Genomic DNA, 22,074 nt, shown 5'->3' with positions numbered 1-22,074 from the left:
GGCCGTTCCCGCCCTGATGGATCCAAAGGACCCCCGATGAACTCGACCATGACCCCGCAGCAGTTGCACTCCCGCCTCGGCGACCTCACGGTCATCGATGTGCGCTCCCCAGGGGAGTACGCCGGCGGCCACATAGCAGGAGCCCACAACATTCCCCTCGACCAGCTCCAACCAGCACTGTCCGTGCTGCGTGCCGCCGCTGAACGCGGCGGGCTGGCCCTCGTGTGCGCCTCCGGCGCCCGATCGCAGACCGCCTGCGACCGGTTGGCGGCGGCGGGCATCCCCGCCGTCACCCTGGTGGGTGGTACCAGTGCCTGGGCACAGGACGGACGCCCCCTCGACCGGCAGCCGGACGGTAGGACGGTCTGGGCGATGGACCGCCAGGTCCGGCTCGCCGCCGGCTCGCTGGTCGTCCTCGGTCTGATCGTCGACCTGTTCGTGCCCGGCGCCCGCTGGATCTCGGCAGCCGTCGGCGCCGGGCTGGTGTTCTCCGCCTTGACCAACACCTGCGGCATGGCGGCGCTGCTCGCCAGGCTCCCGCACAACCGGCGCGCCAACGCCGCGTTCGACCTGCAGGCCACACTGAACGCTCTGCGGGGCTGACGCCGCGACCGCCGCCGGCCGCCCCCGGCGGCGGGGACCTCCCGCACCGACACCACCCGCTGTTCACGCTGGCGAGCGACGGTCGGCGCTTCGTCATGACGCGGCAACCGGCCACCGAAGACGAACTCTTGCAGGCGCAGCTTGCCGCCGAGGGGTGCCACCTCCCGGTCCATCGGTACCGAATCCGGCATGAGGTGGAGGCGGCATCACCCCCCGAGATCACCCCCGACATCTGGCGAACCGGATCGAACTCGCCCAGGGCCGCAGGCGGCCAACGCCTTCGTCGTGCAGGGCGCCGCCGGGAACGTGCTCAGACGATCAGCCCGGTGCTCGAACCGGGCGGCATGCGTCAGCGGCTGCGGGCGCTGGTCGCCCGCCTGCGCCGTGACCTGTCAGGCACATAGCCCCGGCGCCCCTCCCCGCTCGACGAGAAACCGCCGGCACGACCCCCGTAGCCGGTGGCCGACCAGGTCGACCCCGGTCGTTCCACCGCGCCATCATGCGGATGAGGAGTGGGGCGAGCAGCACCATGGCGAACAGGCGCAGGCTCTGCACGCTGGAGATCAAAGAGATGTCGGCGTGGGAGGTCGCGGCGGTGGCCAGGACGGCGTTGATGCCGCCGGGTGTGGTGGCCAGATAGGCGTCCAGCAGCGGGATGTGTGCCAGCTTGGACAGCAGCCAGGCCACGGCGGCACAGGCGACGCTCACGGCAACGGTGCAGGCCAGTGCCAGCGGCAGGACCCGTCGCATCCGGGTGATGGCCGATCGGGTGAACCGCAGGCCGACATCGAGGCCGATGATGGTGAACAGCGCGCTCCGCAAGGCCCCGGAGGGAGCGAACCCGGCGGTGGCCCCGGTGGCGGTGAGTGCCGCCGCGAGCAGCATCGGCCCCAGCAGCCCGGCGCTGGGCAGACGGAGTCGGCGGCCGACCTCCACGCCGGCGAAGGCGACGACCGCCACCAGAGCCAGTCCGGCGCCTTGATGCGGACCGGATATGGGATACCAGGTGTGCGGAGCGGCGTGACCGGCATCGGCGGGTTGACCGGGTGAGGTCAGCAGCCAGCCAGCGAGTACCGGAGCGGTGGCGGCGATCAAGCCAACGCGCAGGTATTGCATGATGGCGACCATCCGCGCGTCGGCCTCCAGGTCTTCGGCACAGGAGACCACGGCGGCGGATCCTCCCGCGACCATGCTCAGGAACGCCGTGGCACGGTCGATCCGGCCGGCCAGGTGCAGCACCACCGCGGCGGCGAGGCTGAACAGCACGGTCATCACCGTGACAGCGACGAGCGGGACGATCGCTCCGGCTGACTGGTGCAGTGCCACCGGGTTCAGGGAGGCACCGATCATCACCCCGAGGACGGCGTGGGAGACGCGATTGACCCGCGGTGGGACCTGGCCGGCGACGAGTCCGCTGATCGCTGCCGCGAATCCGACGAGCAGGGGGATCAGCAGATGCGAGGCGGGCACGACCGACTCGGCGGCCTCTCCTGCCACGCAAGCCAGAAGGATGACGGCCAGCCGCACCCAACGCCGGTGGAACGAAGATCGATACGATGCCGGGAAAGGGACGTTGACCACTACCTGATTTCTCCGTGAGGGGGATTGCACTTCGGTCGGCGCGGAAGATCATCAACGCGCGTGACCGGCAGCCGATCTGTGCCGCCGGCAGACGGACGCCAGTGGGAACGTTCGCTGGCGGGCGTCCCATTCCCTCAAGGTCTCGACCCGCCGGTCAGTGCGTGCGGCCGCGTTCGAGGAGCAGAGCCAGGGTGGGACAGTCCGCCACCGCGCGGCGCGCCAGCGGCAGCAGCCGGTCGGGCAAGGTTCCGACGATCGGGTATCCCCACTCGTCCAGGTCGATCGTCTCCGGAAGGAGCTCGGCACACAGGCCGTGCCCTGTGCAGGCGATCGGGTCGACCTTGAGCCGCCATGGCATGATCACCACCCCTCGGGGATCGGCAGGATCGACGGCCACTGGGCGAACAGACAGCCCTTCGCACGCGCGTGGGCCCGCAGATGCCGTCCGAAGACGCGCAGGGCGCTGGCCGCGAACCGTACGGCACCGTCCGGGTGGCGGCAGGCACCGCGACCCGGGACGACCGACAGCCGCCGGTCGAGTCGGCGGTACAGCTCCGTGCCGGCCCGGCAGGCCGCGATCTCGGCGAAGTCCGCGGCGATCGCCGGCAAGCCGTGGACGCAGGGCCCGCACTGCCCGGCCGTCTCGGCGGCGAGCCATGCCAGGACCCGTGCCGACTCCGCCACGCCGCACGCCCGCTCGGGCAGCGCGACCAGGATGCCCGGTCCCAGCGCGAGGCAGGCGGCCTTGAACGCCGACGGCGTCGTCGGGATGTCCAGCAGTTCCGGAGCCAGCCAGGTACCGCCGTACCCGCCGGCCAGCACGGCCTGCAACGGCTCGGACGGGCCGCCGGCCAGGCGCAGGACCTCACCGACCGGCGTGCCGAGCGGTGCCTCGACCACACCGGGGCGAGTGACCGCGCCCGAGACCGTGAACAGGGCCGTGCCCGGTGCCTCCTGGCTGCCGCACGATCGGAACCAGCCGGGACCGTAACGCGCGATCAGCGCGATGTGCGCGAAAGTCTCGGCGTTGCTGACAAGCGTCGGCCGGCCGCCGACGCCGCGCTCGAAGGGGCGGGGCGGCGTGAAGGACGGCCGGGCATCGCCCACGTCGATCCAGCGGACCAGGGAGGTCTCCTCGCTGGCGACGTAGCGGGGCGGTACGGCGGTCACCCGCATCGGCACCGGCGCCAGCCGGGCCTGCTCGCGCTCGGCGACCGCGCGCCGGACCGTGTCCGCCAGGGTGGTGATTCCGCCTCGTCGCTCGCCGGCATCCGGGCCCTCACCGGGGTCCCGCTCGGCGTGCACGCACACCACGATCTCGCGGCCGCCGACGGCGCCGGCGGCGAGCGCGGCCCCGTCCAGCACAAGGTGTGGTGCCACCGTCAGCAGCGCGCGGTCCTTGCCGCTGGCCGGTTCGCCTTCGGCGGCGTTGACGACGACCACGGCGGACCGCCGTCCGGCGGCCACCGAGCGAAGCTTGCGGCCGGTCGGGAACCCGCCGCCGCCACGGCCGGTCAGCCCGGACTCCTCGACCGCCCGGATCAACGAGGCGTCCGCTGCGGCCAGGGGCGGCGCGCCGTACTGTGCCAGGTGGTCGCCCAGCCCCGCCCGCCGGCCCAGCGCGTGATATCCGGCGAGCAGGCGTACGGCGTGCGGTGTCGCCGTTCCCGTGGTCACTCTCCGTCCCCTCTCTCGTCGCCCTCATCGGCCGATGGCGTGGCCCGCGTCGACGGTGGGACCGGCGGACGGTCGGTCGTCCCCGTCCCCGAGGTGCTCGCGCTCCCGAGCAGTGAGGCGGGCGTGCCGGAGCGCCGGGCCCAGCCGCTCGCCAGCGGACCGGATACGGTCCAGGCACCGACGACCAGGACCGTCACGAGCGTCAGCAGGCCGGTCCCGGCCCGCAGACCGACATTGCCGGGCCCCGCGGCCGCCAGCCGCCAGGCCACCGCGGCCAGTGTGACGGCGGCGCAGACCCCGGCGAGCGGCAGGAAGAGCGATGACCGGACGTCCGAACCGGTGCCGAGGGCGTGCACGAAGGCGGCGAGCCAGCAGGCGTACGCCGCCCAGTGCAGCGTCTTCCAACGGCGGTAGCCGATTCTCGTCCGCAGCAGGCTGGTCGCCGCGAGGACGACGATCAGGTCGAAGGCGACGGCGCCCAGGCCCAGCCAGATCGGCCGGTACGCCGAGCCGAACGGCACGACGACGTCGGTCAGGGCGATCGGCGCGTAGGAGTCGGCGACCGTGGTCGCGATGTGCACGGCGAGGAAGCCCAGGGCGGCCAGGGTGAGGTTGCGGTGCAGCCCGGCGAGCACGAACCGCGGCACCCGCCGCCCGCCGACGCGAAGAGCCGACAGCACGCCGAGCGTCAGCACGACCGTGAGGAACACCAGCGTGACCTCTCCGGTCGCGCGTGTGGCGTACCACAGGAGGTTCATCGCGCCTGCCCGCCCACCGACCGCGCGTCCGCGGGCGGGCCGGCCGCCTTCCCCCGGCCTTCCGCAGCGGCCACGACCGCCTTCGCCGGGCTGCCCAGGACCGTCACGGCCGCCTCCTCGGGCCACCCGGCCAGAGCGAACGCGCGCCCGTCGAGACGGGTCAGGCGGGCCGGCAGTCCCAGACCGACCAGCCACGTGCTCGCTCCCCAGCCCTTGACGAGGGCCGCGGTCGCGGCGGCGTTGGCATCCACGCAGGTGGCCGCCGCCACACTGGCCGTACGCCAGCAGGAGGCGGCGGGAATGCCGGTCGCCGGGTCGATGATGTGGTGCAGCCACTGGTCGCCGCGCCGCCAGCGCCGTACGGTCACCGACGAGGTGGCCAGGCCCCCCGTGGTGATCACGACGTCCTGACCGGAGCCGTCCGAGCCGTCGTCGCGGTGGTCGTCGCTCACGCGGATCCGCCAGCCGCCCTCAGGCGGTGGCCCGCTGACCGCGATGTCGCCGCCCAGCCCGACGAGCACCCCGCAGCCGGTGTCCGCGGACGCCCGCGCGGCGGCCCGGTCGGCGGCCAGCGCCTTCGCCGTCGCGCCCAGATCCAGTCGCACACTGCGGGGCAGCCGTACGACCTGCGCGTCGAGCCCTACCGTGCGCCAGCCCGCGACCCGCCGCCGGACCAGGCGCGGCGCCGGACCGCCGCGGCGCACCTCCGCGATGTCCCGGTCGTATCCGGCGGCCACCAGCGCGGCTCCGACGGTGGGGTCGACCGCGCCATCGGTCGCCTCGGCAACCTCCAGCGCACGCCTGAGCGTCTGGGCGAACAGGGCGGACACCTCGACCGGCCGGCCGCCCGCGGTGTTGAGCCGCGACAGCTCCGAGTCGTCGCGGAACCGGTCGCACGCCGCACCCATCGCCGTGAGCTCGACGTCGAGGGCCGCCCGCGCCGCGTCGAGCCGCCTCGGGTCGGTGACGACGAGCCGCGCCGTCGTGCCCCAGATCGGGAAGCTGAGTACGCCCGTCATCACGAGCCGCCCGAGGTCGCGTGCGTCGGCCGCCGGGCCGGGGCGCTCGGCGGAGCGGCCGGCGCGGTCGCGGGCGGAGTGAGGTGGTGGCGGTGGGTCCGGTGCGGTCGCGCGGAGGCGGAGGAGCCGGTCGAGGCGGACGGCGACGAGTTCGTGGTCGACGGCGTGCCCGGCTGCTCCGAGGGCGGCGGAGCAGCCGGCCCGGCGTGCGGTCGGTCGGCGGCCTGCCCTGGAATCAGGTGCGCCAGGCCGGCGGTCAGCAGGCCGGACAGGACGACACCGACGCCGACCGTTCGGCGGGTCCAGGACGTCACCTGGTTCAGGCCGGTGTCGCGACGGCGCCGGCGTGAACGTTCGGGATGCTGCATCGTTCGTTCCCCCTTGACGTGCGCTCAGATTCGAGTGTCATCGGCGGGATGTTCGAAAGCCGTGCCCGAAGTGTGAAGAAGTCGTTCATCCTCTAGTGGTGCGGGCCGGCGGCTCGCCCGGAGGATGAGGTGCCGACGCCGTGCCAGGCGGCCGTGGCGCCGCTGTGGCCGATGCGGACCACCTGGACGCCGCTGGCCACCGCACCGGCGACCGCGACGATCGCGGCGGCAGCGGTCAGGTACCGGCCCCACTGCACGTTCCGCTTGGCCCCGTACCAGCGCACGAAGACCAGTACCGCCAGGCCCAGCCAGAGCAGGGCGGCGAAGGGCAGCAGGCCGTCGGCCATCTCGGTGTGCCGTTCGACGAGCGGTGTCCGCTTGACATGGGCTTCCAGCAGTTCGCCGGTGTGCGTGGCGAGGGGGACCGAGAGCAGGGCCACCGTCGCCACCCCGAGAGCCAGCGGGGCGTACCGCCGGCGGGCGGCGGGCCAGACGGCGACCACGATCGCCCCCAGGGCGGCCAGCGGGATGAGGACCACCACCGCGTGGATGACGAGAGGGTGCGCGGGGAGTCCCATGATGGTGGAGAACATGATGGTCTTTCTGGGAGGTTCAGCCGGTGGGGTTGGTCTGCTCCACTGTCGCGGCTCATGGCTGAACACTGCTCAAGGGAAATGTTCAGAAGTCGTTCAGATCGGACCGGCGGCCGTACCGTGAGAGCGTGACCGACGTGCCGGTACGGATCTTGATAGTCGAGGACGACCCGGGGATCTCCGCCTCCCTCCAGCGCGGTCTGACCCGCGCCGGATACGACGCGTACGCCGTGAGCACGGCCGCGGACGCCTTGGCCGCCGAGTCCTACGACGTGGTCCTCCTCGACTTGGGCCTGCCCGACGCCGACGGCACCGAGCTGTGCGGCACGCTCCGGCAACGGTCCGACAGCGCCATCCTGGTCATCACCGCGCGCGGGGAGGAGCCGGACCGGGTCGCCGCCCTGGACGCCGGCGCCGACGACTACATCGTCAAGCCGTTCGGGTTCGCCGAGCTGATGGCGCGGATCCGGGCGGTGCTGCGGCGCAGCAGGCTGACCGAGACGCATCTGCTCCGGCACGGCTCGCTGATCATCGACACGCGGACCCGGCGGGTGACCGCAGGGGACACCGAGGTCTCCCTCACACCGACCGAGTTCGACATCCTCGAGTGCCTCGCCACCGACCCGGGACGGGTGGTGAGCCGTCAGGAGATCCTCGAACGCGTGTGGAACACCCACTGGTACGGCCCCACCCGCGTCCTGGACGTCCACATCGCGGCGCTTCGCCGGAAGCTGGGCGACCCGTCGGCCATCCAGACCGTCTACGCCCGGGGTTTCCGGCTCGGGGACCTCGAGTGACCAGCCGGATCCTCGCGGCGTTCCTCGTCCTGACCGGCGGCCTGATCATCGGCGCGCTGCTGCCGTTGGGATTCGCGGTGGCCGACGAGCATCGACGCGACTACCAGACCAGCACGCTCGAGCTCGCCCGTGCGCTCGCCACCACGGCGGAGGAGGGCATCGAAGACCGGGACAGCACGACGACCCTGCCCGCCAGGCTGGCGACGGTGCGCCGCGAGGCCGAGGGCGGCGACCAGGCCGTGGTCACCGTGGTCGACCGGAAGAGCCGCGTCCTCGTCGGACGCGACAGCGGCCTGTACACACCCGACCGCGCCGCCATCGGCCTGCGCGGACAGACCCGTGTCTCCGATCTCGGCGACCGCCTGCTGGCGATCGTGCCGGTCGGGGCTCAGGACGAGCGGGTGAAGGGCGCGGTGCTGCTGGCCCGGCCGCTCACCCCTCTGCGGGAGCGGGTCGACCGGCTGTGGACGCGGCTCGGCCTCGTCGCGTTCGCGGCGGTCGTCACCGCCGTCGTCCTCACCGTCTACCTGGCCAGGTGGGTCGGTCGCCCCCTACGCCGGCTGGGCGTGGCCGCCGAGGCCCTCGGCGCCGGCGAACTGGCGGCACGCGCCGATCCACCGCGTCGCCCGCCGGAGGTGCGCGGCCTCGCCGAGCGGTTCAACGTGATGGCCGCCCGCCTGGAGAACCTGATCTATGACAGCCGCGCCGTGCTGGCGGACGTCTCCCATCAGCTCCGCACGCCGCTGGCGGCGCTGCGGCTGCGCATCGAACTGTTCGCCGAGGAGGCCAGGTCCGGTGGGCGCGAGGCGGACGCGGCCGAGTTCGAGGCCGCGCTGGATGAGCTGGGCCGGCTGGCCCGCATGGTCGACGGGCTCCTCGCCGTCGCTCGGGCGGAGAACACCACGACGTCCCCGCAGGTGATCGCGGTCACCGATCTGCTACGGGAGCGCGTGGACGCCTGGCGGCCGGTCGCGGCCGAGCGAGGAGTCGAACTTCTCCTGAGCCCCGGCGCGCCCCTGACCGCGATGTTGGGGCCCGGCCGCCTCGAACAGGCGATCGACAACCTGGTCGACAACGCGCTCACCGCGACGCCCGAGGGCGGCCACGTGCGGATCGGCGCAGGCCGCAGCGGTCACCGGGTTCGCGTCACCGTCGCCGACGACGGCCCCGGTATGTCACCGGGCGCGATGACCGAGGCGTTCCGCAGGTTCCGCACCGGCCGGGCGGGCGGCACCGGCCTGGGTCTGCCCATCGTCCACCGGCTGATCACCGCCGACGGCGGAGACGTCACGCTGTCCGAAACGCCCGGCGGAGGGCTCACCGTCACGCTGGACCTTCCGGCGACGAGGTGACCCGGGCGGCCGCGGATCCTCGGTCCCGTCGGCGGCTTCCCAGCCCGAACGGCGCAAGCCTACGGGTTGTTCTCAGGCAGAACTAACGTGTGGTTATTCTGGAGCAGAACTAGATGGGAGTGTGGCGTGAAGATCGTGGAGAGGCCGCTCGGCCGCTCTGGTCCGTTGCCGGGCCCGGTGCTGGCGGGTCTGTGCGCCGTCGGCCTCGCGGTGTGCGCGGGGTTCGCGGTGCTCGGCGGCTGGGTCGGCGTGGCAGGGATCGCCCTGGTCCTGGCCGCCGCCATCGCCGGCATGCTGCGCTGGCCGTAGGAGGGTCGGATGTTCCCCTGTACCGGCGATGCCTCAGGTGAGGGGCCGGGGTGACGTTGCTGCGCGAGCGTGCTCGCCCGAAGGCCGTCCGGGAGCATCGGTGGGCGCCCTGGTTGGCGGTCTGCTCTGTGTGCGTCGGTGCGTTCATGGGCCAGTTGGACGCGAGCATCGTGACCGTCGCGTACCCGGCCATCGAACGCGAGTTCGTGGCCCCGCTGGCCTCGGTGCAGTGGGTGTCGCTGGGCTACCTGCTCGTCCTGGTCGGCCTGCTGGCGGCGGTCGGCCGCTTCGCCGACACGGTCGGCCGCAAGCTCGTTTACCTGCAGGGATTCGTCGTGTTCACCGTGGCGTCGGCCGCATGCGGGCTGGCGCCGTCTCTGGGGTCGCTGGTGGTCTTCCGGCTGGTGCAGGCGGCCGGCGCCGCGATGCTGCAGGCGAACAGCGTCGCGCTGGTCAGCGTCAGCGTGCCGCGCGACCGGCTGCGCCAGGGACTGGGGCTGCAGGCCGCCGGGCAGGCGCTGGGGCTGGCTCTCGGGCCGACGGTCGGCGGGCTGCTGGTGGCCTCGGTGGGCTGGCGATGGGTGTTCTGGATGAACGTTCCCGTCGGATGCGCCGCCATCGTGGCCGGCCACTACCTGCTGCCTCGCACGCGCGAACGCAGCCCCGCGCGGCGCCTCGACTGGCCGGGGCTGTCGCTGCTCGCGGCGGCGACGACGACGCTGCTGCTGGCGCTGTCGGGCGTTTCGGGGCTCGGGCTGTCCGGAAGCGCGGTCCTCGCCCTGTCGGGTCTGTCGTGCTTTGCCTGGGGTGGGTTGTGGAGGCGGGAGCGCCGCGCGCGGCACCCACTCGTCGATCCGGTGCTGCTCCGTACGCCGGGGATCGCCGCCGGTCTGTTCGGAGCGCTGTGCGGATACCTGATGCTGTTCGGGCCGCTCGCGCTGATCCCTCAGATCCTGCGGGGCGACGCCGCGCACGTCGGCCTGGTCCTGACCGCGTTGCCGGTCGGGTTCGCGGCCGCGGCCCTGGCCGCCGACCGCGTTCTGCCACGACGGTGGGGGAACCGGGGACGCGGCATCGGCGGCGCGGCGGTCTGCCTGGCGGCCCTGGCGTTGCTTCTTCCGGCACCGGCGACCGGTGTCCTGGTGATCCCGCTCCTCGCGGTGCTGGGGTTCGGCCTGGGAGTGTTCATCCCCGCGAACAACACCGTCATCATGGCGGCCGTTCCGGCACGGCTCTCGGGCATCGCGGGTGGGATGGTCAACATGACCCGAGGGATCGGCACCGCGCTGGGCATCGCGCTGGTCACCCTCGCACTGCACGTGGCGGGAGTGACGATCGACGGCGCGCGCATCGCGGTCGCGATGATGGCGGCCGCCGCGCTGGCCGCCACGGTGAGTGTCGCGGGGGCCAGGTCCGGTCGACCGGTCGGCCCGTCGCAGCTCTACCGAACCGGGGGATCAAGGCGACAATGACGGTCATGGACGAGCGCGATGGAACTGCGATCTCCGCTGCGAAGGGCATCAAGAGGCCGGTACCCGCCGGGCCCGAACTCGCCGACACGGTCGCTCGGCTGCGGCGGGCGATGCGCCGCGCGGCTCGTACCGTCGACCCGGCCAATCCGCTCGCGGTGGCACAGCTGGAACTGCTGTCGGCGGTGGCGGACGAGCCGGGCGTACGGCCCGGAGAGCTCGCGCGGCGGTTGCGATTGGCCCCGAACTCGGTGACGACGCTGGTCAACGGTCTACAGGCCAAGGGGCTGATCACCCGTTCGGCCGGCCACCTGGACGGCCGTGCGGTCACGCTGACGCTCACGGAGAAGGGGATCGAGGCCGTCGATGGCTGGAAGAGCGCCAACACCTCGATCATCGAGACGGCGCTGGCATCCCTGGACGACGACCACAATCGGGCACTGTCCGAAGCGCTCCCGGCTCTGCGGGAGCTGACCCAGGCCGTCGACGCGATCGCCGACGCCCCATCGAGCGACTGAGCAGGGAGGGCACGCCGGATCCGCCCGGACCTGGCTGCCGGATGGCCGGCTCGCGCCGCCGGCCACCGCTTCATAGTGGGCGCGCAGCAGGCCTGCGTCGACGAGTTTGTCGAGGTGGAACGCTGCCAGCTTGCGGGGAGATCCCAACGCTGGCGGCCGCCTCGCCGCCCCCCGCGCCGCGCCCCCGAACGCGGCAACGGGCGGTTCGACCGCTGATCAGCCGACGATCGTGTTCATGAGGAGGACGCCGCCCAGGCCGAGGACGGCGAGTGCGGAGGTGTATCCCGTACGGATCTTGATGGTGTCCAGGACCGACAGATTCAGATACTGCTTGAAGAGCCAGAACCCTGGGTCGTTGACGTGGCTGGCGGCGATGCTGCCGCAGGTGACGGCGAGCACCATCAGTTCGGGGGAGGTGCTGGAGTTGTGCAGGAGGGGGAGAACGATGCCGGCGGCGGTGACGACGGCGACGGAGGCGGAACCGACCGCGACGCGCACCAGCGCCGCGATGCCCCAGGCCAGGATGAGCGGGGAGACGTTCCAGCCGTGGGTGAGATCGGCGATGTAGCCGGCGATCCCGGACTTGACGAGTACCTCTTTGAAGGCGCCGCCGGCGCCGATGACCATGATGATCATGGCGATCGGCTTGATGGCCTCGTTGCACGACTCCATCACGGCCGCGAACCGGCTGCGGGCCGCGACGGCCGTACCGGCCGCTGTGACTATTCCGCCGCTGCCGTCGGGGCGCGCGGTGGCGGCACCGCCGTCGTCGGGCTTCATCGTGTTCTCGGGACGGCCGACCTTGGGGCCGAGGAGGGCGATGGCCAGGAGCAGGGCGATGAGCAGTGCGACCGGGGCCTTGCCGAAGAAGCCGATGTAGTCCAGGGCTTTGCTGCCGGAGTCCATGCTGAGCTCGGCGACGGCCGAGGTCGCCATCAGGACGATGGGGATGAGGACGATCAGCAGGCATGTGCCGAAGCGGGGAAGGTCATCCTCGTCGAACTTCCGCTCGGTGATGAGCGCGACGGGGAGGCGCGGGTTGATCCGTTTGACGTAGGCCAGCCGAGGCCAGACATAGCAGACGACCGATGCGGACACGATGGCGATCGGGAGGCCGTAGAGCAGGGTCGTGCCCTGACCGGCGTGGAAGGTCTCGGTCACGGCGGCCGGGCCGGGGTGCGGTGGCAGGAAGCTGTGCATGGTCGACAGGGTCATCGACATGGGGAGCCCGACCCATAGCAGCGGCAGCTTGTACTCACGGACGATCGTGAACACCAGCGGGATGAGGAGCACGAAGCCGACCTCGTAGAACATCGTGATGCCGATGGCGGTCGAGGTGAGGACCATGGCGAGCTGGACGCGGCTGATGCCGAAGGCGTTGACCACCGAGGTGGCGATCCGTTGCGCGGCGCCGCTGTCGGCGAGGACCTTGCCGAGCATGGCGCCGAAACCGAGGATCAGGATCAGCTCGTCGAGTTGGTCGCCGACGCCGGAGACGATCGCGTCGTAGATCTTGGGCAGTGACATGCCCCGGGCGAGGCCCACGAACAGGGCGGCGATGAACAGCGCGATGAAGCCGTTGATCTTGAACTTGGTCATCATCACGAGGAGCAGCACTACGGCGAGTGCCACGAGGAGCAGGGGCATGGCGTTCAGCTCTTTCCGCGCATCCGCTGAGGGTGGTTCGGCGGACGGACCGCTGTGTGATGGAGGTCACCGGTCGTTGTATCGCGGAAGCGTAGGAGCGCCCGTCATGCGTGTCCAACCCCGATATGACATCGGGTGATACCTTCACGGCATCATGTTTTCCTTCGAGCAACTCCGTGGCTTCGTCGCTGTGGCCGAGGAACTCCACTTCGGTCGCGCCGCCGAACGGCTCAACATGACGCAGCCGCCGCTGAGCCGTCAGGTCCAGAAGCTGGAGCGGGCGATCGGGGTCCAGCTGTTCGAGCGGGACAACCGCCGCGTCGAGCTGACCGCGGCCGGGGCGGCCTTCCTGTCGGAGGCCCGGCGGCTCCTCGCGCTCGCCGACCACGCTCCCGATCTGGCACGCCGGATCTCGGCTGGGTCGGCCGGTACGGTGCGCATCGGCTTCACGGCAGGGTCGACGTTCGCCGCCCTGTCGGCCGTGCTGCGGCGCATCGACGAGACACTGCCCGACATCGATGTGGACCTGTACGAGATGGTCACCCGGGAGCAGATCGAGGCGTTGCTCGGCCACGAACTCGATATCGGGCTGGCTCGGCCGCCGTTCGACCGGGAGGTCTTCGACTCGCGGCCCATCAGCCGGGAGATGCTCATGGTCGCCGCGCCGGCCGGTCACCGTCTCACCCGGCTCGGCCGTCCCGTCAGGCCGGGCGATCTGGATGGCGAGCCGTTGATCATGCACACGCCGGAAAAGGCGGCCTATTTCTACAATCTGGTCGTCAGTCTCGTTCCGATCATGCGCGAGAACGTGGTGCACAGCGTCAGCCAGATCCTCACGATGGTGTGGCTGGTCGCCGCCGGCCGGGGGATCGCGTTCGTGCCCGAGGCCGCCGCTCGTCTGGGCGTGGAGGGCGTGGCGTACCTGCCGTTGTCCAAGCCGGCCGGCAGGCCGGTGGAGCTGCATCTGCTCTGGCTCAGGGATTCGAAGAACCCGGCGCTCTGGCAGGTGCTCGATCGTCTCGATGGGCTCACCCTTTGATGCCTTAGCGGTATCAAACGATGCGATAGTTGGCTTGAGCGCGCATCGCCCCTGGTCCTAACGTGGCCGGGACGAACCTCGCTCTGCCTACCGAAGGGTGATCCCGTGTCTCGTACGCCCACGATCGCGTCGATCGAGGTCATCCCCGTCGCCGGCCATGATTCGATGCTGCTGAACCTGTCCGGCGCGCATCAGCCCTTCTTCACCCGCAACATCGCGATCGTCTCCGACAGCGACGGCCGTACCGGGGTGGGCGAGGTCCCCGGCGGCCCGGCGATCGCCGACACGATCCGTGAGGCCGCCGACCTGCTCGTCGGCCGGCCCGTCCCGCGGCTCGGTTCGCTGCTGCGAGAGGTCGCCATCCGGTTCGCCGGGCGCGACCGTGGTGGCCGGGGGCGGCAGACCTTCGACCAGCGCACCACCGTCCACGCTGTCACCGCGCTCGAATCGGCGCTGTTGGACCTGCTCGGCCAGCAGCTGGAGGTCCCGGTCGCCGAGCTGCTCGGCGACGGCCCGCAGCGCGATGCCGTGCCGGTGCTGGGCTACCTGTTCTACGTCGGCGACCACACCAGGACCGATCTTCCCTACGTCGTCGAGGACCGGCCCGCCGACGACTGGGAGCGGCTGCGCCGACGCGAGGCGCTCGACCCGGAGGCGATCGTCGCGTTGGCCGAGGCCGCCCAGGCGCGCTACGGATTCCGCGACTTCAAGCTGAAGGGCGGCGTGCTGGCGGGCGAGCGGGAGATGGACGCCGTGCGCGCCCTGGCGACCCGCTTTCCCGACGCCCGGGTGACGCTGGACCCCAATGGCGCCTGGTCGCTCGCCGATGCCGTCGCTCTGTGCCGCGACGCAGGAGATGTCCTGGCCTACGCGGAGGATCCGTGCGGCGCGGAGAGCGGTTTCTCGGGGCGGGAGACGATGGCCGAGTTCCGTCGCGCGACCGGCATACCGACCGCCACCAACATGATCGCGACCGATTGGCGGCAGCTGGCGCACGCCGTGCGGGCCGGCGCGGTCGACATCCCACTGGCCGATCCGCACTTCTGGACGATGCGTGGCGCCGTCCGCGTGGCGCAGCTCTGCCATGACTTCGGCCTGACGTGGGGCTCGCACTCCAACAGCCACTTCGACATCTCGCTCGCCATGTTCACCCACGTCGGCGCCGCCGCACCCGGCGAGATCACCGCCCTGGACACGCACTGGATCTGGCAGGACGGTCAGCGGCTGACCAAGGTCCCGCCGCGGATTCGCGACGGACGGATCGCCGTGCCCCGGAGCCCGGGCCTCGGGATCGAATTGGACCGCGACGCGGTGGCGGCCGCGCACGAACTGTACGTCGAGCACGCGCTCGGAGCCCGCGACGACGCCGTGGCGATGCAAAGCCTGGTGCGCGGCTGGACCTTCGATCCGAAACGTCCTTGCCTGGTGCGCTGACCGATCGCGCGGGGCGTTCTGTGGCCTCGGTTCGGTGAGGCTGCGTGACGCGTACATGCCGGTCCGACCCGATCCGGGGCAGGAGCTCGGCCGACCGCGGCTCGGATGTCCGGCGTGCCACCTGTGCGCCGGACGCCCGGTGCTGAATGGTGAACGCGGCCGGCGGGTCACCTGCTAAGCAGACGACCCGCCGGCCCTGTCGCGACGATCAGGGGCGTGTCCCGAACTCCGCGGTGGCGGCCGTCCACGCACGCGCCTGCTCGGTCAGGGTGATCCCGAGGCCGGGCCGCTCGGAGACGTACATGCGGCCGTCGCGCGTCTCCAGCCGTTCGTTGAAGAGCGGCGCCAGCCAGTCGAAGTGCTCGACCCAGGGCTCGATCGGGTACGCGGCGGCCAGGTGGAGGTGGATCTCCATCGCGAAGTGCGGCGCCATCTCCAGTTGCCTGTGCTCGGCGTAGGCGGCGAGCTTGAGGAACTGCGTGATGCCTCAGATACGAGGCGCGTCGGGCTGGACGATGTCGGCCGCCCCCGCGTCGATGAGCCGGACGTGTTCGGCGACGCTGGACAGCATCTCGCCGGTCGCGATCGGGGTGTCGAGGGCCCGCGCGAGGTTGGCGTGCCCCTCCGCGTCGTAGGCGTCCAGCGGCTCCTCGATCCAGAGGAGGCCGAACGGCTCGAACAGCCGGCCCATCCGCATCGCCATGGCACGATCCCACTGCTGGTTCGCGTCGACCATGATCGGGACATCCGGGTCCAGCGCCTCCCGGACCGCGGTGACCCGCGCCATGTCCTGGCGCCAGTCAGGCTGGCCGACCTTGAGCTTGATGGCGCCGATGCCCGCGTTCAGGGACTTCTCGGCGTTCTCGATCACCTCCTCCACGGGAGTGTGCAGGAACCCGCCGGAGGTGTTGTAGGTGCGGACGGAGTCGCGGTGCGCGCCCAGCAGCTTGGCCAGCGGGAGCCCGGCGCGTCTGGCCTTGAGGTCCCACAGCGCGACGTCGATCGCTGCGATGGCCTGGACGGCCAGGCCGGAGCGGCCGACCGACGCGCCCGCCCAGGTGAGCTTCGTCCATATTCTGCCGATGTCGGAGGGGTCCTCACCGATGAGGACGGGCGCTATCTCCGTCGCGTGGGCGAACTGGCCGGGGCCGCCCGCCCGCTTGGAGTAGGAGAACCCGATGCCTTCGTGGCCGTCCTCGCTGGTCATCTCCGCGAACAAGAAGACGACCTCGGTCATCGGCCGTTGCCGCCCGGTGAGCACCTTGGCGTCGCTGATCGGATTCGCCAGCGGTAGCACGATGGACGACAGGCTCACGTGCGCGATCCGGTCGATCGTCGCATCACCCGCCAGCGCCGCCTTGAGCGCTGCTCCAGGCGCCGCGAGCGCGCTGGAAACGCGGTCGCTACGGCTGTCGTCGATGGGTTCGGTGATCTCCTCGGCGGCCATGCTCAGGTCACCTTGTCGATCAGAACCTGGAGCTCGGCGAGCTCGGCGTCGTCGAGATCGGTCAGCGGCGGACGGACCGGGCCCGCCGGTCGCCCGACCACCTTCAAACCCGCCTTGATGATGCTCACCGCATATCCGGGCCGGCGGTTCCGCAGATCGCAGTACGGGATCACGAACTCCTCCAGCGCTGCCATCACGGCGGCGTCGTCACGACGGCGGACAGCCTCATAGAACCCGGCGGCGTACCTCGGCAGGAAGTTGAAGATGGCCGACGAGTACGTTGTCAGCCCCAGCGACAGATAAGGCAGGGCGAACATCTCCGCAGTCGGCAGCCCACCGATGTAGGTGAGCCGGTCACCCAGCCGGGCGTAGATCCGGGTCATCTGCTCGATGTCACCGACCCCGTCCTTGTACCCGACCAGGTTCGGGCACTCCTCCGCCAGCCGGGCGACGGTTTCGGCGTCGTACCGCGCGTTGGCACGGTTATAGACGATCACTCCTAGGCTCGTCGCCCGGCACACCGCACGCACGTGCGCGCGCAGCCCCTCCTGCCCGGCCTCGGTCAGATACGGCGGGAACAACAGGACGCCGTCCGCCCCCGCCCGTTCGGCGGCCCGCGCCATCTCGGCCGCGATGGCCGTGCCGTAACCCGCGGGCGCGATGACGGGGAGCCCAACGGGCGCGGCCGCAACAGCGGCACCGACGACCCTCTCAACCTCGGCCAGACTGAGAGAGAAGAACTCGCCGGTGCCGCCCGCCGCGAACAGTCCGGCAGCCGGGAACCCCGACAGCCAGGCCACGTGCTCCCGGTAGGCCGGCTCGTCGAAGACGCCATCCGCGGTCAGATGGGTCACCGGGAAGGACAAGAGGCCCGAGCCCAACTGCTGGGCGACCTCCCGAGGCGTCAGATCGGGCATGGGACTTTCTCCTCAGAGCGGTTGGGTGCGCAACCGACTCTAAGAAGCTGCCACGATTCACGTCCAACACCGGATTGGGATAGTCCGATACCCAAACGACATCGCCTGGCTGGTCGAACCTGGTGGTGCACATTTCGCCGGCGGAACGTTCACCATCCGGCGCCGGGATCAGCCTGCGGAGCCGGTTCCGAGCCTGGAAGATGTCACCGGCTGCGCTGCGTTGTCCGGTCCGGCCGGGTGCGCATTCCTCCTGCCGCGATGAGCAGGAGGACCCCGGCGGCGTAGGCGGCGAGAACGGGAAGGGGAAGCCGACCGCTCGGGGCGAACCCGTGTGCCGCGACTTGGGCCAAGGCGACGGCGACCGCGGCGACCCCGGTCGTGAGCAGGGGCCACGCCTCCCGGCGGAGTGAACCGATGTCCGTGCGGCGCCGCGCGGGGGTCAGGCGTTCCGCGGGCCGCAGCGCCAAGGCGATCGGAACGAACAGGATCGTGAGCGTGACCACCCAGATGAGGCGCTGGCGGAGCCAGGCCGGTGACCCGATCGGTACGGGCGGGAGCAGCCCGGTGGGGTACAGGGCGACCGCCGCGAGGATCACCGGGGCCATGTGCCACAGGTACAGCGTCATGACCATTCGATTGGCTCGCGTCACCGCCCGCCACAGACGGGGTCGGCGCAACAGGCGTGTCACGGCCGGTTCGGCGGCGAGCAGGAGTCCTGCCTGGCCGATGGCGAACGCGAGGAGTGCGGTCGAAGGCGGTACGGAGTTCTTGATCGGTGCGCCGGGCACCCCGACCATGCTCACCGGGAAGGGACCGAGCCACACCAGGCCTGCCAGGACGGTGATTCCCAGGGCGGCCAGTGTCAGCGGTCGCCGCCTGGTGCGGGTGAGCGCGCCGTCATGCCAGGCGAAGCCCAGTTGGTGTATCGCTCCCCACACCAGCAGGTAGTCCGCCCATCCCAGCACCGGTGGATGGAATGACAGGACCGCCGTGTTCACCCCGGCCGCGCCGACGGCGAGCACGGCCGGTACCCCGAGGCCCCACCGCCGGTGGGCGGCGTGCAGCCCCGGTGTCGCGGCCAGCAGGCCGAGGTACACGGGCAGGAACCACAGATGGAGGGCCACCGCCCACCCCGCGCGGTCGAGCACGGCTCCGTCGACGCCGGCGGCACGGCAGACGGCGACGACGGCGACGGCCACCAGGACGTACGCCGTGGTGGGCCCCACGAGCCGGACGGCCCGGCCGTACAGCCAACAGCCCCAACCCTCGCCGCGGGCACGGTGAGATGTCCAGGACGCCGCGTTGGCGAAGCCTCCCGCCAGGAAGAAGATCGGCATCACCTGGAACCCCAGCGAGAGCCACTCGGTCCACGGCAGCCGTGCCATCACGTCCTGCCCGCCCAGGCGGCCGCCGTGGTACGTGATCGAGGTCGCCAGCCAGTGGCCGAGTACCACCAGGACCACCGCGATGACACGCAGGAGGTCGACGTACCGGTTACGGGACCGCCCGGGGCCGCGGTCCCCATGCGGGCGTTCCACACGTCTCCATTACGTTCGCCTCCCGTCCCCGCACTCTGTGGTTCATGCCCCGGGGGAGAACTGGAGGACCGGGGTGAGACCCGCCAGGTCGGGCCGGCCGCCACGAGAGACGACGGCGGCGACGCCCGAGACCCCGGCCCCTCAGGTGACGCAGCCGCCCGGCCAGATGCCGGCCGGCGTCGATTCGATCGATGAAAATCATGGTCCTGCCCCCTCACCTTCAGGCTCGGCAGGGCGGGTCGGTACGGTCCAGGGGCGATGGTCCCACGCCGTCGGGCCGTTCAGGCGGGGTGACGGCGGTCCCCGGCGGATGCCGGCGGGCCGTGCCTGCTCGGGTACGGTACGACCGGCTCCTGCAGCGGGAACGCCGTCGGTCATCACCCGTCGCTCGTTCCGCCGCCGGACCGCCGTACGACGGCCACCGGTCCCTCGGCGTGGTGCAGGACCGCGTGACTGACCGAGCCGAGGCGCAGGCCGGGGAACCCGCCGCGCCCTCTGGCACCGACCACGAGGAGCTCGGCCGTGCGCGAGGCCTCGGTGAGAACCGCCGCCGGGCCGCCCTCGATCACCTGCTGGATCACCGGTACGTCGGGGTACTTGGCGGCCCATCCGGCCAGGGACTCCGACAGGACTCTGGCACCCTCTTCCTCGATCGTGAGGGTGTTGTAGCAGGCCGGCCGCATCTCCGCCGGATAGTCGGGGCGGTCCCACGCGTGGATCCCGCGCAGGCTCAGCCCGCGCTCGGCCGCCTCCTCCAGAGCGAAACCCACGGCGTCGACGGAGGCTTGAGAGCCGTCGATCCCCACGACGATCTCCGGCAGCCGGGGCCTGGGGTCGGTGTCCGTCGGCACGATGAGGACCGGGCAGGGAGCGTGTTCGGCCGCTTGGCGGCTCACCGAGCCGAGCAGCAGCCGGGAGAAGGCGCCGGTACCGCGCTGTCCCAGGACGAGCAGCGAGCCTCCGGCCGATTCCTGAAGGAGCGTGCCCGGGATGGGACCGATGCCGAGCCGTCGTTCGATCTCAATGGGTCCGAACATCCGGGCGCGTTCCTCGGCGATGTCCAGGATTCTCAGCCCAGGGGTCTCCGGTTGCGAGGTCGCCGGTCCACGACCACGGTACGCCGGGATGTCCCCACGCTCCCAGCCGGTCGCGATGTGCACGATCCGCAACGGCAGCCCTCTGCGCCCGGCCTCGGCCGCGGCCCAGTCCACGGCGCACAGGGCCTGGCGTGACCCGTCGACGCCGACCACGATGGGTTCTCGCATGACGCCTGCCCTTCCACGTCGACCACCAGTGTCCGAATCTCGTTCTCGGGATCGCGGGCGCTCTCTTTGCCATCGTGTGTCCCTCGCGACCGGCGAAATAGAGGCGATGGTCCGTGGGCAGCCGAGGGGAGCGGCGGTCGCCGCGCACCGGACTTCGATCGAACAGGCGCTCCGCAAGGCCGCCCCGGACGTCAGCGACCGTCGGGCGTCTCCGATCTCGCGATGGACCACCTGCGCCGGCATGGCCCGTTCGAGCCGCACCGGCTGCCGATCGAGGACCTGGAGTACACACCACCATGCCGCAGGTCGAGGCTCGCATCGCCGACCGCTGGCGGCCCATCGGCGCGCCCGCCCAGGCGCGCGGAGGGACACCGGCCGAGGCCGGGAAGATCTGACGCAACGGCCACGGCGGAAGAGTCACGGCACGGAAGCACCGCACTGACCGAGTGTCTGTGCCGGACTCATCCCGCGTGATTTCCGGGTCATTCCTTGTAAGCGCTGAGAAGGAGGCCCGGCGGGTTCTTCAGCAGGCGGCCGAGACGCGCGGCGGCGTCATCGGAGACGGAGGAGTGTGTCATCTCCTCCCAGCCGACCCGCGTGAACCCGGCGGATTCCACGGCCCGAGTGAGGCTCGTCGCCGTCCAGTAGTGAACTTGCACTGATGCGGGGGGATTCGTGCGGATCGTGACGGTGAAGGGGTCTCCCTCACTGAGCTCGGCCGGGCGGTCCACGATGAAACCGAAATCCCGTGCCGCCTCCCTGTCGACATCCGCGTTCCCGACGTAGGCCAGCAGCCTGCCGCCGGAGACGAGGTTCGAGGAGATCCGTTCGCACATGCCGTCCAGCGTCGCCCTGTTGTCCGCGTAGTGCAGTACGTTGACGGCGATGACCAGGTCGAATTCGCCCAGTGCCGGCATCGTCGCCACGTCGTGGACGTGGTACCGGACTCCCAGCGGCTGGTCCGCCTCGGCGGCTTCGGCCAGCCGGATCATCTCGCTGGAGGAGTCCGTTCCCACCACCTGACCGGCGCCCCTCTGGGCGACCAGCCGGGCATAGAGACCGTCGCCGCACCCCACGTCCAGCACACGCTTGCCGTTCACCGGCCCCAGTGCGTTAAAGAACGATGGGAGCTCCACGTGCTCACGGTAGAAGTGGATGGCCTTCTCGATATCGCTGAGTTGTTTGGCCAGGATGTCGTACTGCGCCATGGGTTCCCCAGAGTGGTCTCGAACTGAAAATCGTGCGCAGGGGGTCTCGGGTGTGCCACTGCTTGGTCAGCGCCCCGGAATGCCCGTCGTATCCGATGTAGGGGTGAGCATCATCAGCTCGTCGGCGCTGCGCGGAACAGGGGCAGGGGCCGGGCCTTCGAGGGCGTCGGCAGCCGCGGACGCGCCGAGTCGGGCGGCGGCGGCCCCGCCAACATGACCGGAATCGCAACGACCCTGATTCCGGCAACTGCGAGCAGGGGAGAGTCGGAGTGGTTCTTTCCGAGTTCCGTCCTACGATCGAGGATAAGTCCGAGACCGGACTTCCGTAATTGCATGCCGAACATTGGCCCCCGTTCAGTCAAGCAGTTCAACAGCGGAGACGCTACAGTCGGATTCCATAATGGTCAAGAAGTCTGGTGCCCCCTTCGGCTTCGAAGGCCATCGCGCACCCTGAAGCGTGTCGATACCCGGTTGCGGTCGCCGCGGGCTGCGGTGAGGCGTATCGGCGGCGGGTCGACGGGGTGGCTGAGGTCGG

The 22,074-nt window shown here is 71.2% G+C and carries 20 protein-coding genes and 1 pseudogene; 8 read left to right on the top strand and 13 right to left on the bottom strand.

What is annotated here, in order from left to right; all coding sequences use genetic code 11:
- Nucleotides 1–36 precede the first annotated feature (36 nt).
- Complete coding sequence (locus AB0L00_RS39380) at nt 37–603, top strand: rhodanese-like domain-containing protein (RefSeq protein ID WP_364442672.1); 567 nt, start codon at nt 37–39, stop codon at nt 601–603.
- Nucleotides 604–921: 318 nt separating this feature from the next.
- On the opposite strand, the gene AB0L00_RS39375 is transcribed toward AB0L00_RS39380, so the two are convergent.
- The 7 genes from AB0L00_RS39375 to AB0L00_RS39345 form a co-directional block, all read right to left on the bottom strand.
- A complete protein-coding gene (locus AB0L00_RS39375; RefSeq protein WP_364442671.1) occupies nt 922–2,130 on the bottom strand; it encodes an AbrB family transcriptional regulator in 1,209 nt (402 codons plus the stop codon).
- 208 nt (nt 2,131–2,338) lie between these two features.
- Nucleotides 2,339–2,542 carry a ferredoxin gene (locus AB0L00_RS39370; RefSeq protein ID WP_364442669.1) on the bottom strand — a complete coding sequence of 68 codons (204 nt, stop codon included), beginning with the start codon at nt 2,540–2,542 and terminating at the stop codon, nt 2,339–2,341.
- 2 nt (nt 2,543–2,544) lie between these two features.
- Nucleotides 2,545–3,861, bottom strand: a complete 1,317-nt coding sequence (locus tag AB0L00_RS39365; RefSeq protein ID WP_364442667.1) for an NADH-ubiquinone oxidoreductase-F iron-sulfur binding region domain-containing protein — start codon at nt 3,859–3,861, stop codon at nt 2,545–2,547.
- Nucleotides 3,858–4,619, bottom strand: coding sequence for a ferric reductase-like transmembrane domain-containing protein (locus AB0L00_RS39360; RefSeq protein WP_364442665.1), 762 nt, complete (start codon nt 4,617–4,619; stop codon nt 3,858–3,860). Before AB0L00_RS39360 ends, AB0L00_RS39365 begins: the two co-directional genes overlap by 4 nt.
- The gene (locus tag AB0L00_RS39355; protein ID WP_364442664.1) at nt 4,616–5,638 is read right to left on the bottom strand and encodes an FAD:protein FMN transferase; all 1,023 of its coding nucleotides are present in this window, start codon (nt 5,636–5,638) and stop codon (nt 4,616–4,618) included. Before AB0L00_RS39355 ends, AB0L00_RS39360 begins: the two co-directional genes overlap by 4 nt.
- Entirely contained in the window at nt 5,638–6,006 is a 369-nt protein-coding gene (locus AB0L00_RS39350; protein WP_364442662.1) for a hypothetical protein, read from the bottom strand. The genes AB0L00_RS39355 and AB0L00_RS39350 overlap by 1 nt, the downstream gene beginning before the upstream one ends.
- Nucleotides 6,007–6,098: 92 nt before the next feature.
- On the bottom strand, nt 6,099–6,599 hold the full coding sequence (locus AB0L00_RS39345; protein ID WP_364442661.1) for a DUF2231 domain-containing protein: 501 nt from the start codon (nt 6,597–6,599) through the stop codon (nt 6,099–6,101).
- A gap of 128 nt (nt 6,600–6,727) precedes the next feature.
- On the opposite strand from AB0L00_RS39345, the gene AB0L00_RS39340 reads away from it, so the two are divergent.
- The 5 genes from AB0L00_RS39340 to AB0L00_RS39320 all read left to right on the top strand — a co-directional run bounded on the left by AB0L00_RS39340 (nt 6,728) and on the right by AB0L00_RS39320 (nt 11,044).
- Nucleotides 6,728–7,396 (top strand): response regulator transcription factor, encoded by a 669-nt coding sequence (locus tag AB0L00_RS39340; protein ID WP_364442659.1) that lies wholly within the window; start codon nt 6,728–6,730, stop codon nt 7,394–7,396.
- Entirely contained in the window at nt 7,393–8,748 is a 1,356-nt protein-coding gene (locus tag AB0L00_RS39335) for a HAMP domain-containing sensor histidine kinase (protein WP_364442658.1), read from the top strand. Before AB0L00_RS39340 ends, AB0L00_RS39335 begins: the two co-directional genes overlap by 4 nt.
- A gap of 126 nt (nt 8,749–8,874) precedes the next feature.
- Nucleotides 8,875–9,057 carry a hypothetical protein gene (locus AB0L00_RS39330; protein WP_364442656.1) on the top strand — a complete coding sequence of 61 codons (183 nt, stop codon included), beginning with the start codon at nt 8,875–8,877 and terminating at the stop codon, nt 9,055–9,057.
- A 50-nt stretch (nt 9,058–9,107) separates the two neighbouring features.
- Complete coding sequence (locus AB0L00_RS39325) at nt 9,108–10,529, top strand: MFS transporter (protein WP_364442654.1); 1,422 nt, start codon at nt 9,108–9,110, stop codon at nt 10,527–10,529.
- Between the two features lie 5 nt (nt 10,530–10,534).
- Nucleotides 10,535–11,044 (top strand): MarR family winged helix-turn-helix transcriptional regulator, encoded by a 510-nt coding sequence (locus tag AB0L00_RS39320; RefSeq protein WP_364442653.1) that lies wholly within the window; start codon nt 10,535–10,537, stop codon nt 11,042–11,044.
- 216 nt (nt 11,045–11,260) lie between these two features.
- Here AB0L00_RS39320 and AB0L00_RS39315 read toward each other — a convergent pair whose 3' ends face one another.
- Nucleotides 11,261–12,691, bottom strand: coding sequence for a gluconate:H+ symporter (locus tag AB0L00_RS39315; RefSeq protein ID WP_364442651.1), 1,431 nt, complete (start codon nt 12,689–12,691; stop codon nt 11,261–11,263).
- Between the two features lie 154 nt (nt 12,692–12,845).
- Here AB0L00_RS39315 and AB0L00_RS39310 point away from each other — a divergent pair, with 154 nt between their 5' ends.
- Both AB0L00_RS39310 and AB0L00_RS39305 read left to right on the top strand, forming a co-directional pair.
- A complete protein-coding gene (locus tag AB0L00_RS39310) occupies nt 12,846–13,730 on the top strand; it encodes a LysR family transcriptional regulator (RefSeq protein WP_364442650.1) in 885 nt (294 codons plus the stop codon).
- 105 nt (nt 13,731–13,835) lie between these two features.
- Nucleotides 13,836–15,164, top strand: a complete 1,329-nt coding sequence (locus AB0L00_RS39305) for an enolase C-terminal domain-like protein (protein ID WP_364442648.1) — start codon at nt 13,836–13,838, stop codon at nt 15,162–15,164.
- A 208-nt stretch (nt 15,165–15,372) separates the two neighbouring features.
- Here AB0L00_RS39305 and AB0L00_RS39300 read toward each other — a convergent pair.
- The 5 genes and pseudogenes from AB0L00_RS39300 to AB0L00_RS39280 all read right to left on the bottom strand — a co-directional run bounded on the left by AB0L00_RS39300 (nt 15,373) and on the right by AB0L00_RS39280 (nt 21,539).
- Nucleotides 15,373–16,515, bottom strand: a pseudogene (locus AB0L00_RS39300) (mandelate racemase/muconate lactonizing enzyme family protein).
- A gap of 98 nt (nt 16,516–16,613) precedes the next feature.
- The gene (gene kdgD / locus AB0L00_RS39295; protein WP_364442647.1) at nt 16,614–17,528 is read right to left on the bottom strand and encodes a 5-dehydro-4-deoxyglucarate dehydratase; all 915 of its coding nucleotides are present in this window, start codon (nt 17,526–17,528) and stop codon (nt 16,614–16,616) included.
- A gap of 203 nt (nt 17,529–17,731) precedes the next feature.
- The gene (locus AB0L00_RS39290; protein WP_364442646.1) at nt 17,732–19,066 is read right to left on the bottom strand and encodes an acyltransferase; all 1,335 of its coding nucleotides are present in this window, start codon (nt 19,064–19,066) and stop codon (nt 17,732–17,734) included.
- Nucleotides 19,067–19,443: 377 nt separating this feature from the next.
- Entirely contained in the window at nt 19,444–20,331 is an 888-nt protein-coding gene (locus AB0L00_RS39285; protein WP_364442644.1) for a universal stress protein, read from the bottom strand.
- Nucleotides 20,332–20,813: 482 nt separating this feature from the next.
- Nucleotides 20,814–21,539 (bottom strand): class I SAM-dependent methyltransferase, encoded by a 726-nt coding sequence (locus tag AB0L00_RS39280; RefSeq protein WP_364442643.1) that lies wholly within the window; start codon nt 21,537–21,539, stop codon nt 20,814–20,816.
- Nucleotides 21,540–22,074 lie beyond the last annotated feature (535 nt).

Source organism: Actinoallomurus sp. NPDC052308 (assembly GCF_040679195.1).
GTDB classification, from domain to species: Bacteria; Actinomycetota; Actinomycetes; order Streptosporangiales; family Streptosporangiaceae; genus Actinoallomurus; species Actinoallomurus liliacearum.
The sequence above is the reverse complement of the archived record's forward strand: the minus strand, read 5'-3'. Positions and strand labels throughout refer to the sequence as shown.

Bases quoted from the DNA above. Each gene is read 5' to 3' on its own strand.
- AB0L00_RS39370 (WP_364442669.1), bottom strand. From the start codon at position 2,542: ATGCCATGGCGGCTCAAGGTCGACCCGATCGCCTGCACAGGGCACGGC.
- kdgD (WP_364442647.1), bottom strand. From the start codon at position 17,528: ATGCCCGATCTGACGCCTCGGGAGGTCGCCCAGCAGTTGGGCTCGGGC.
- AB0L00_RS39350 (WP_364442662.1), bottom strand. From the start codon at position 6,006: ATGCAGCATCCCGAACGTTCACGCCGGCGCCGTCGCGACACCGGCCTG.
- AB0L00_RS39360 (WP_364442665.1), bottom strand. From the start codon at position 4,619: ATGAACCTCCTGTGGTACGCCACACGCGCGACCGGAGAGGTCACGCTG.
- AB0L00_RS39315 (WP_364442651.1), bottom strand. From the start codon at position 12,691: ATGCCCCTGCTCCTCGTGGCACTCGCCGTAGTGCTGCTCCTCGTGATG.
- AB0L00_RS39355 (WP_364442664.1), bottom strand. From the start codon at position 5,638: ATGACGGGCGTACTCAGCTTCCCGATCTGGGGCACGACGGCGCGGCTC.
- AB0L00_RS39280 (WP_364442643.1), bottom strand. From the start codon at position 21,539: ATGGCGCAGTACGACATCCTGGCCAAACAACTCAGCGATATCGAGAAG.
- AB0L00_RS39380 (WP_364442672.1), top strand. From the start codon at position 37: ATGAACTCGACCATGACCCCGCAGCAGTTGCACTCCCGCCTCGGCGAC.
- AB0L00_RS39320 (WP_364442653.1), top strand. From the start codon at position 10,535: ATGGACGAGCGCGATGGAACTGCGATCTCCGCTGCGAAGGGCATCAAG.
- AB0L00_RS39310 (WP_364442650.1), top strand. From the start codon at position 12,846: ATGTTTTCCTTCGAGCAACTCCGTGGCTTCGTCGCTGTGGCCGAGGAA.
- AB0L00_RS39285 (WP_364442644.1), bottom strand. From the start codon at position 20,331: ATGCGAGAACCCATCGTGGTCGGCGTCGACGGGTCACGCCAGGCCCTG.
- AB0L00_RS39345 (WP_364442661.1), bottom strand. From the start codon at position 6,599: ATGTTCTCCACCATCATGGGACTCCCCGCGCACCCTCTCGTCATCCAC.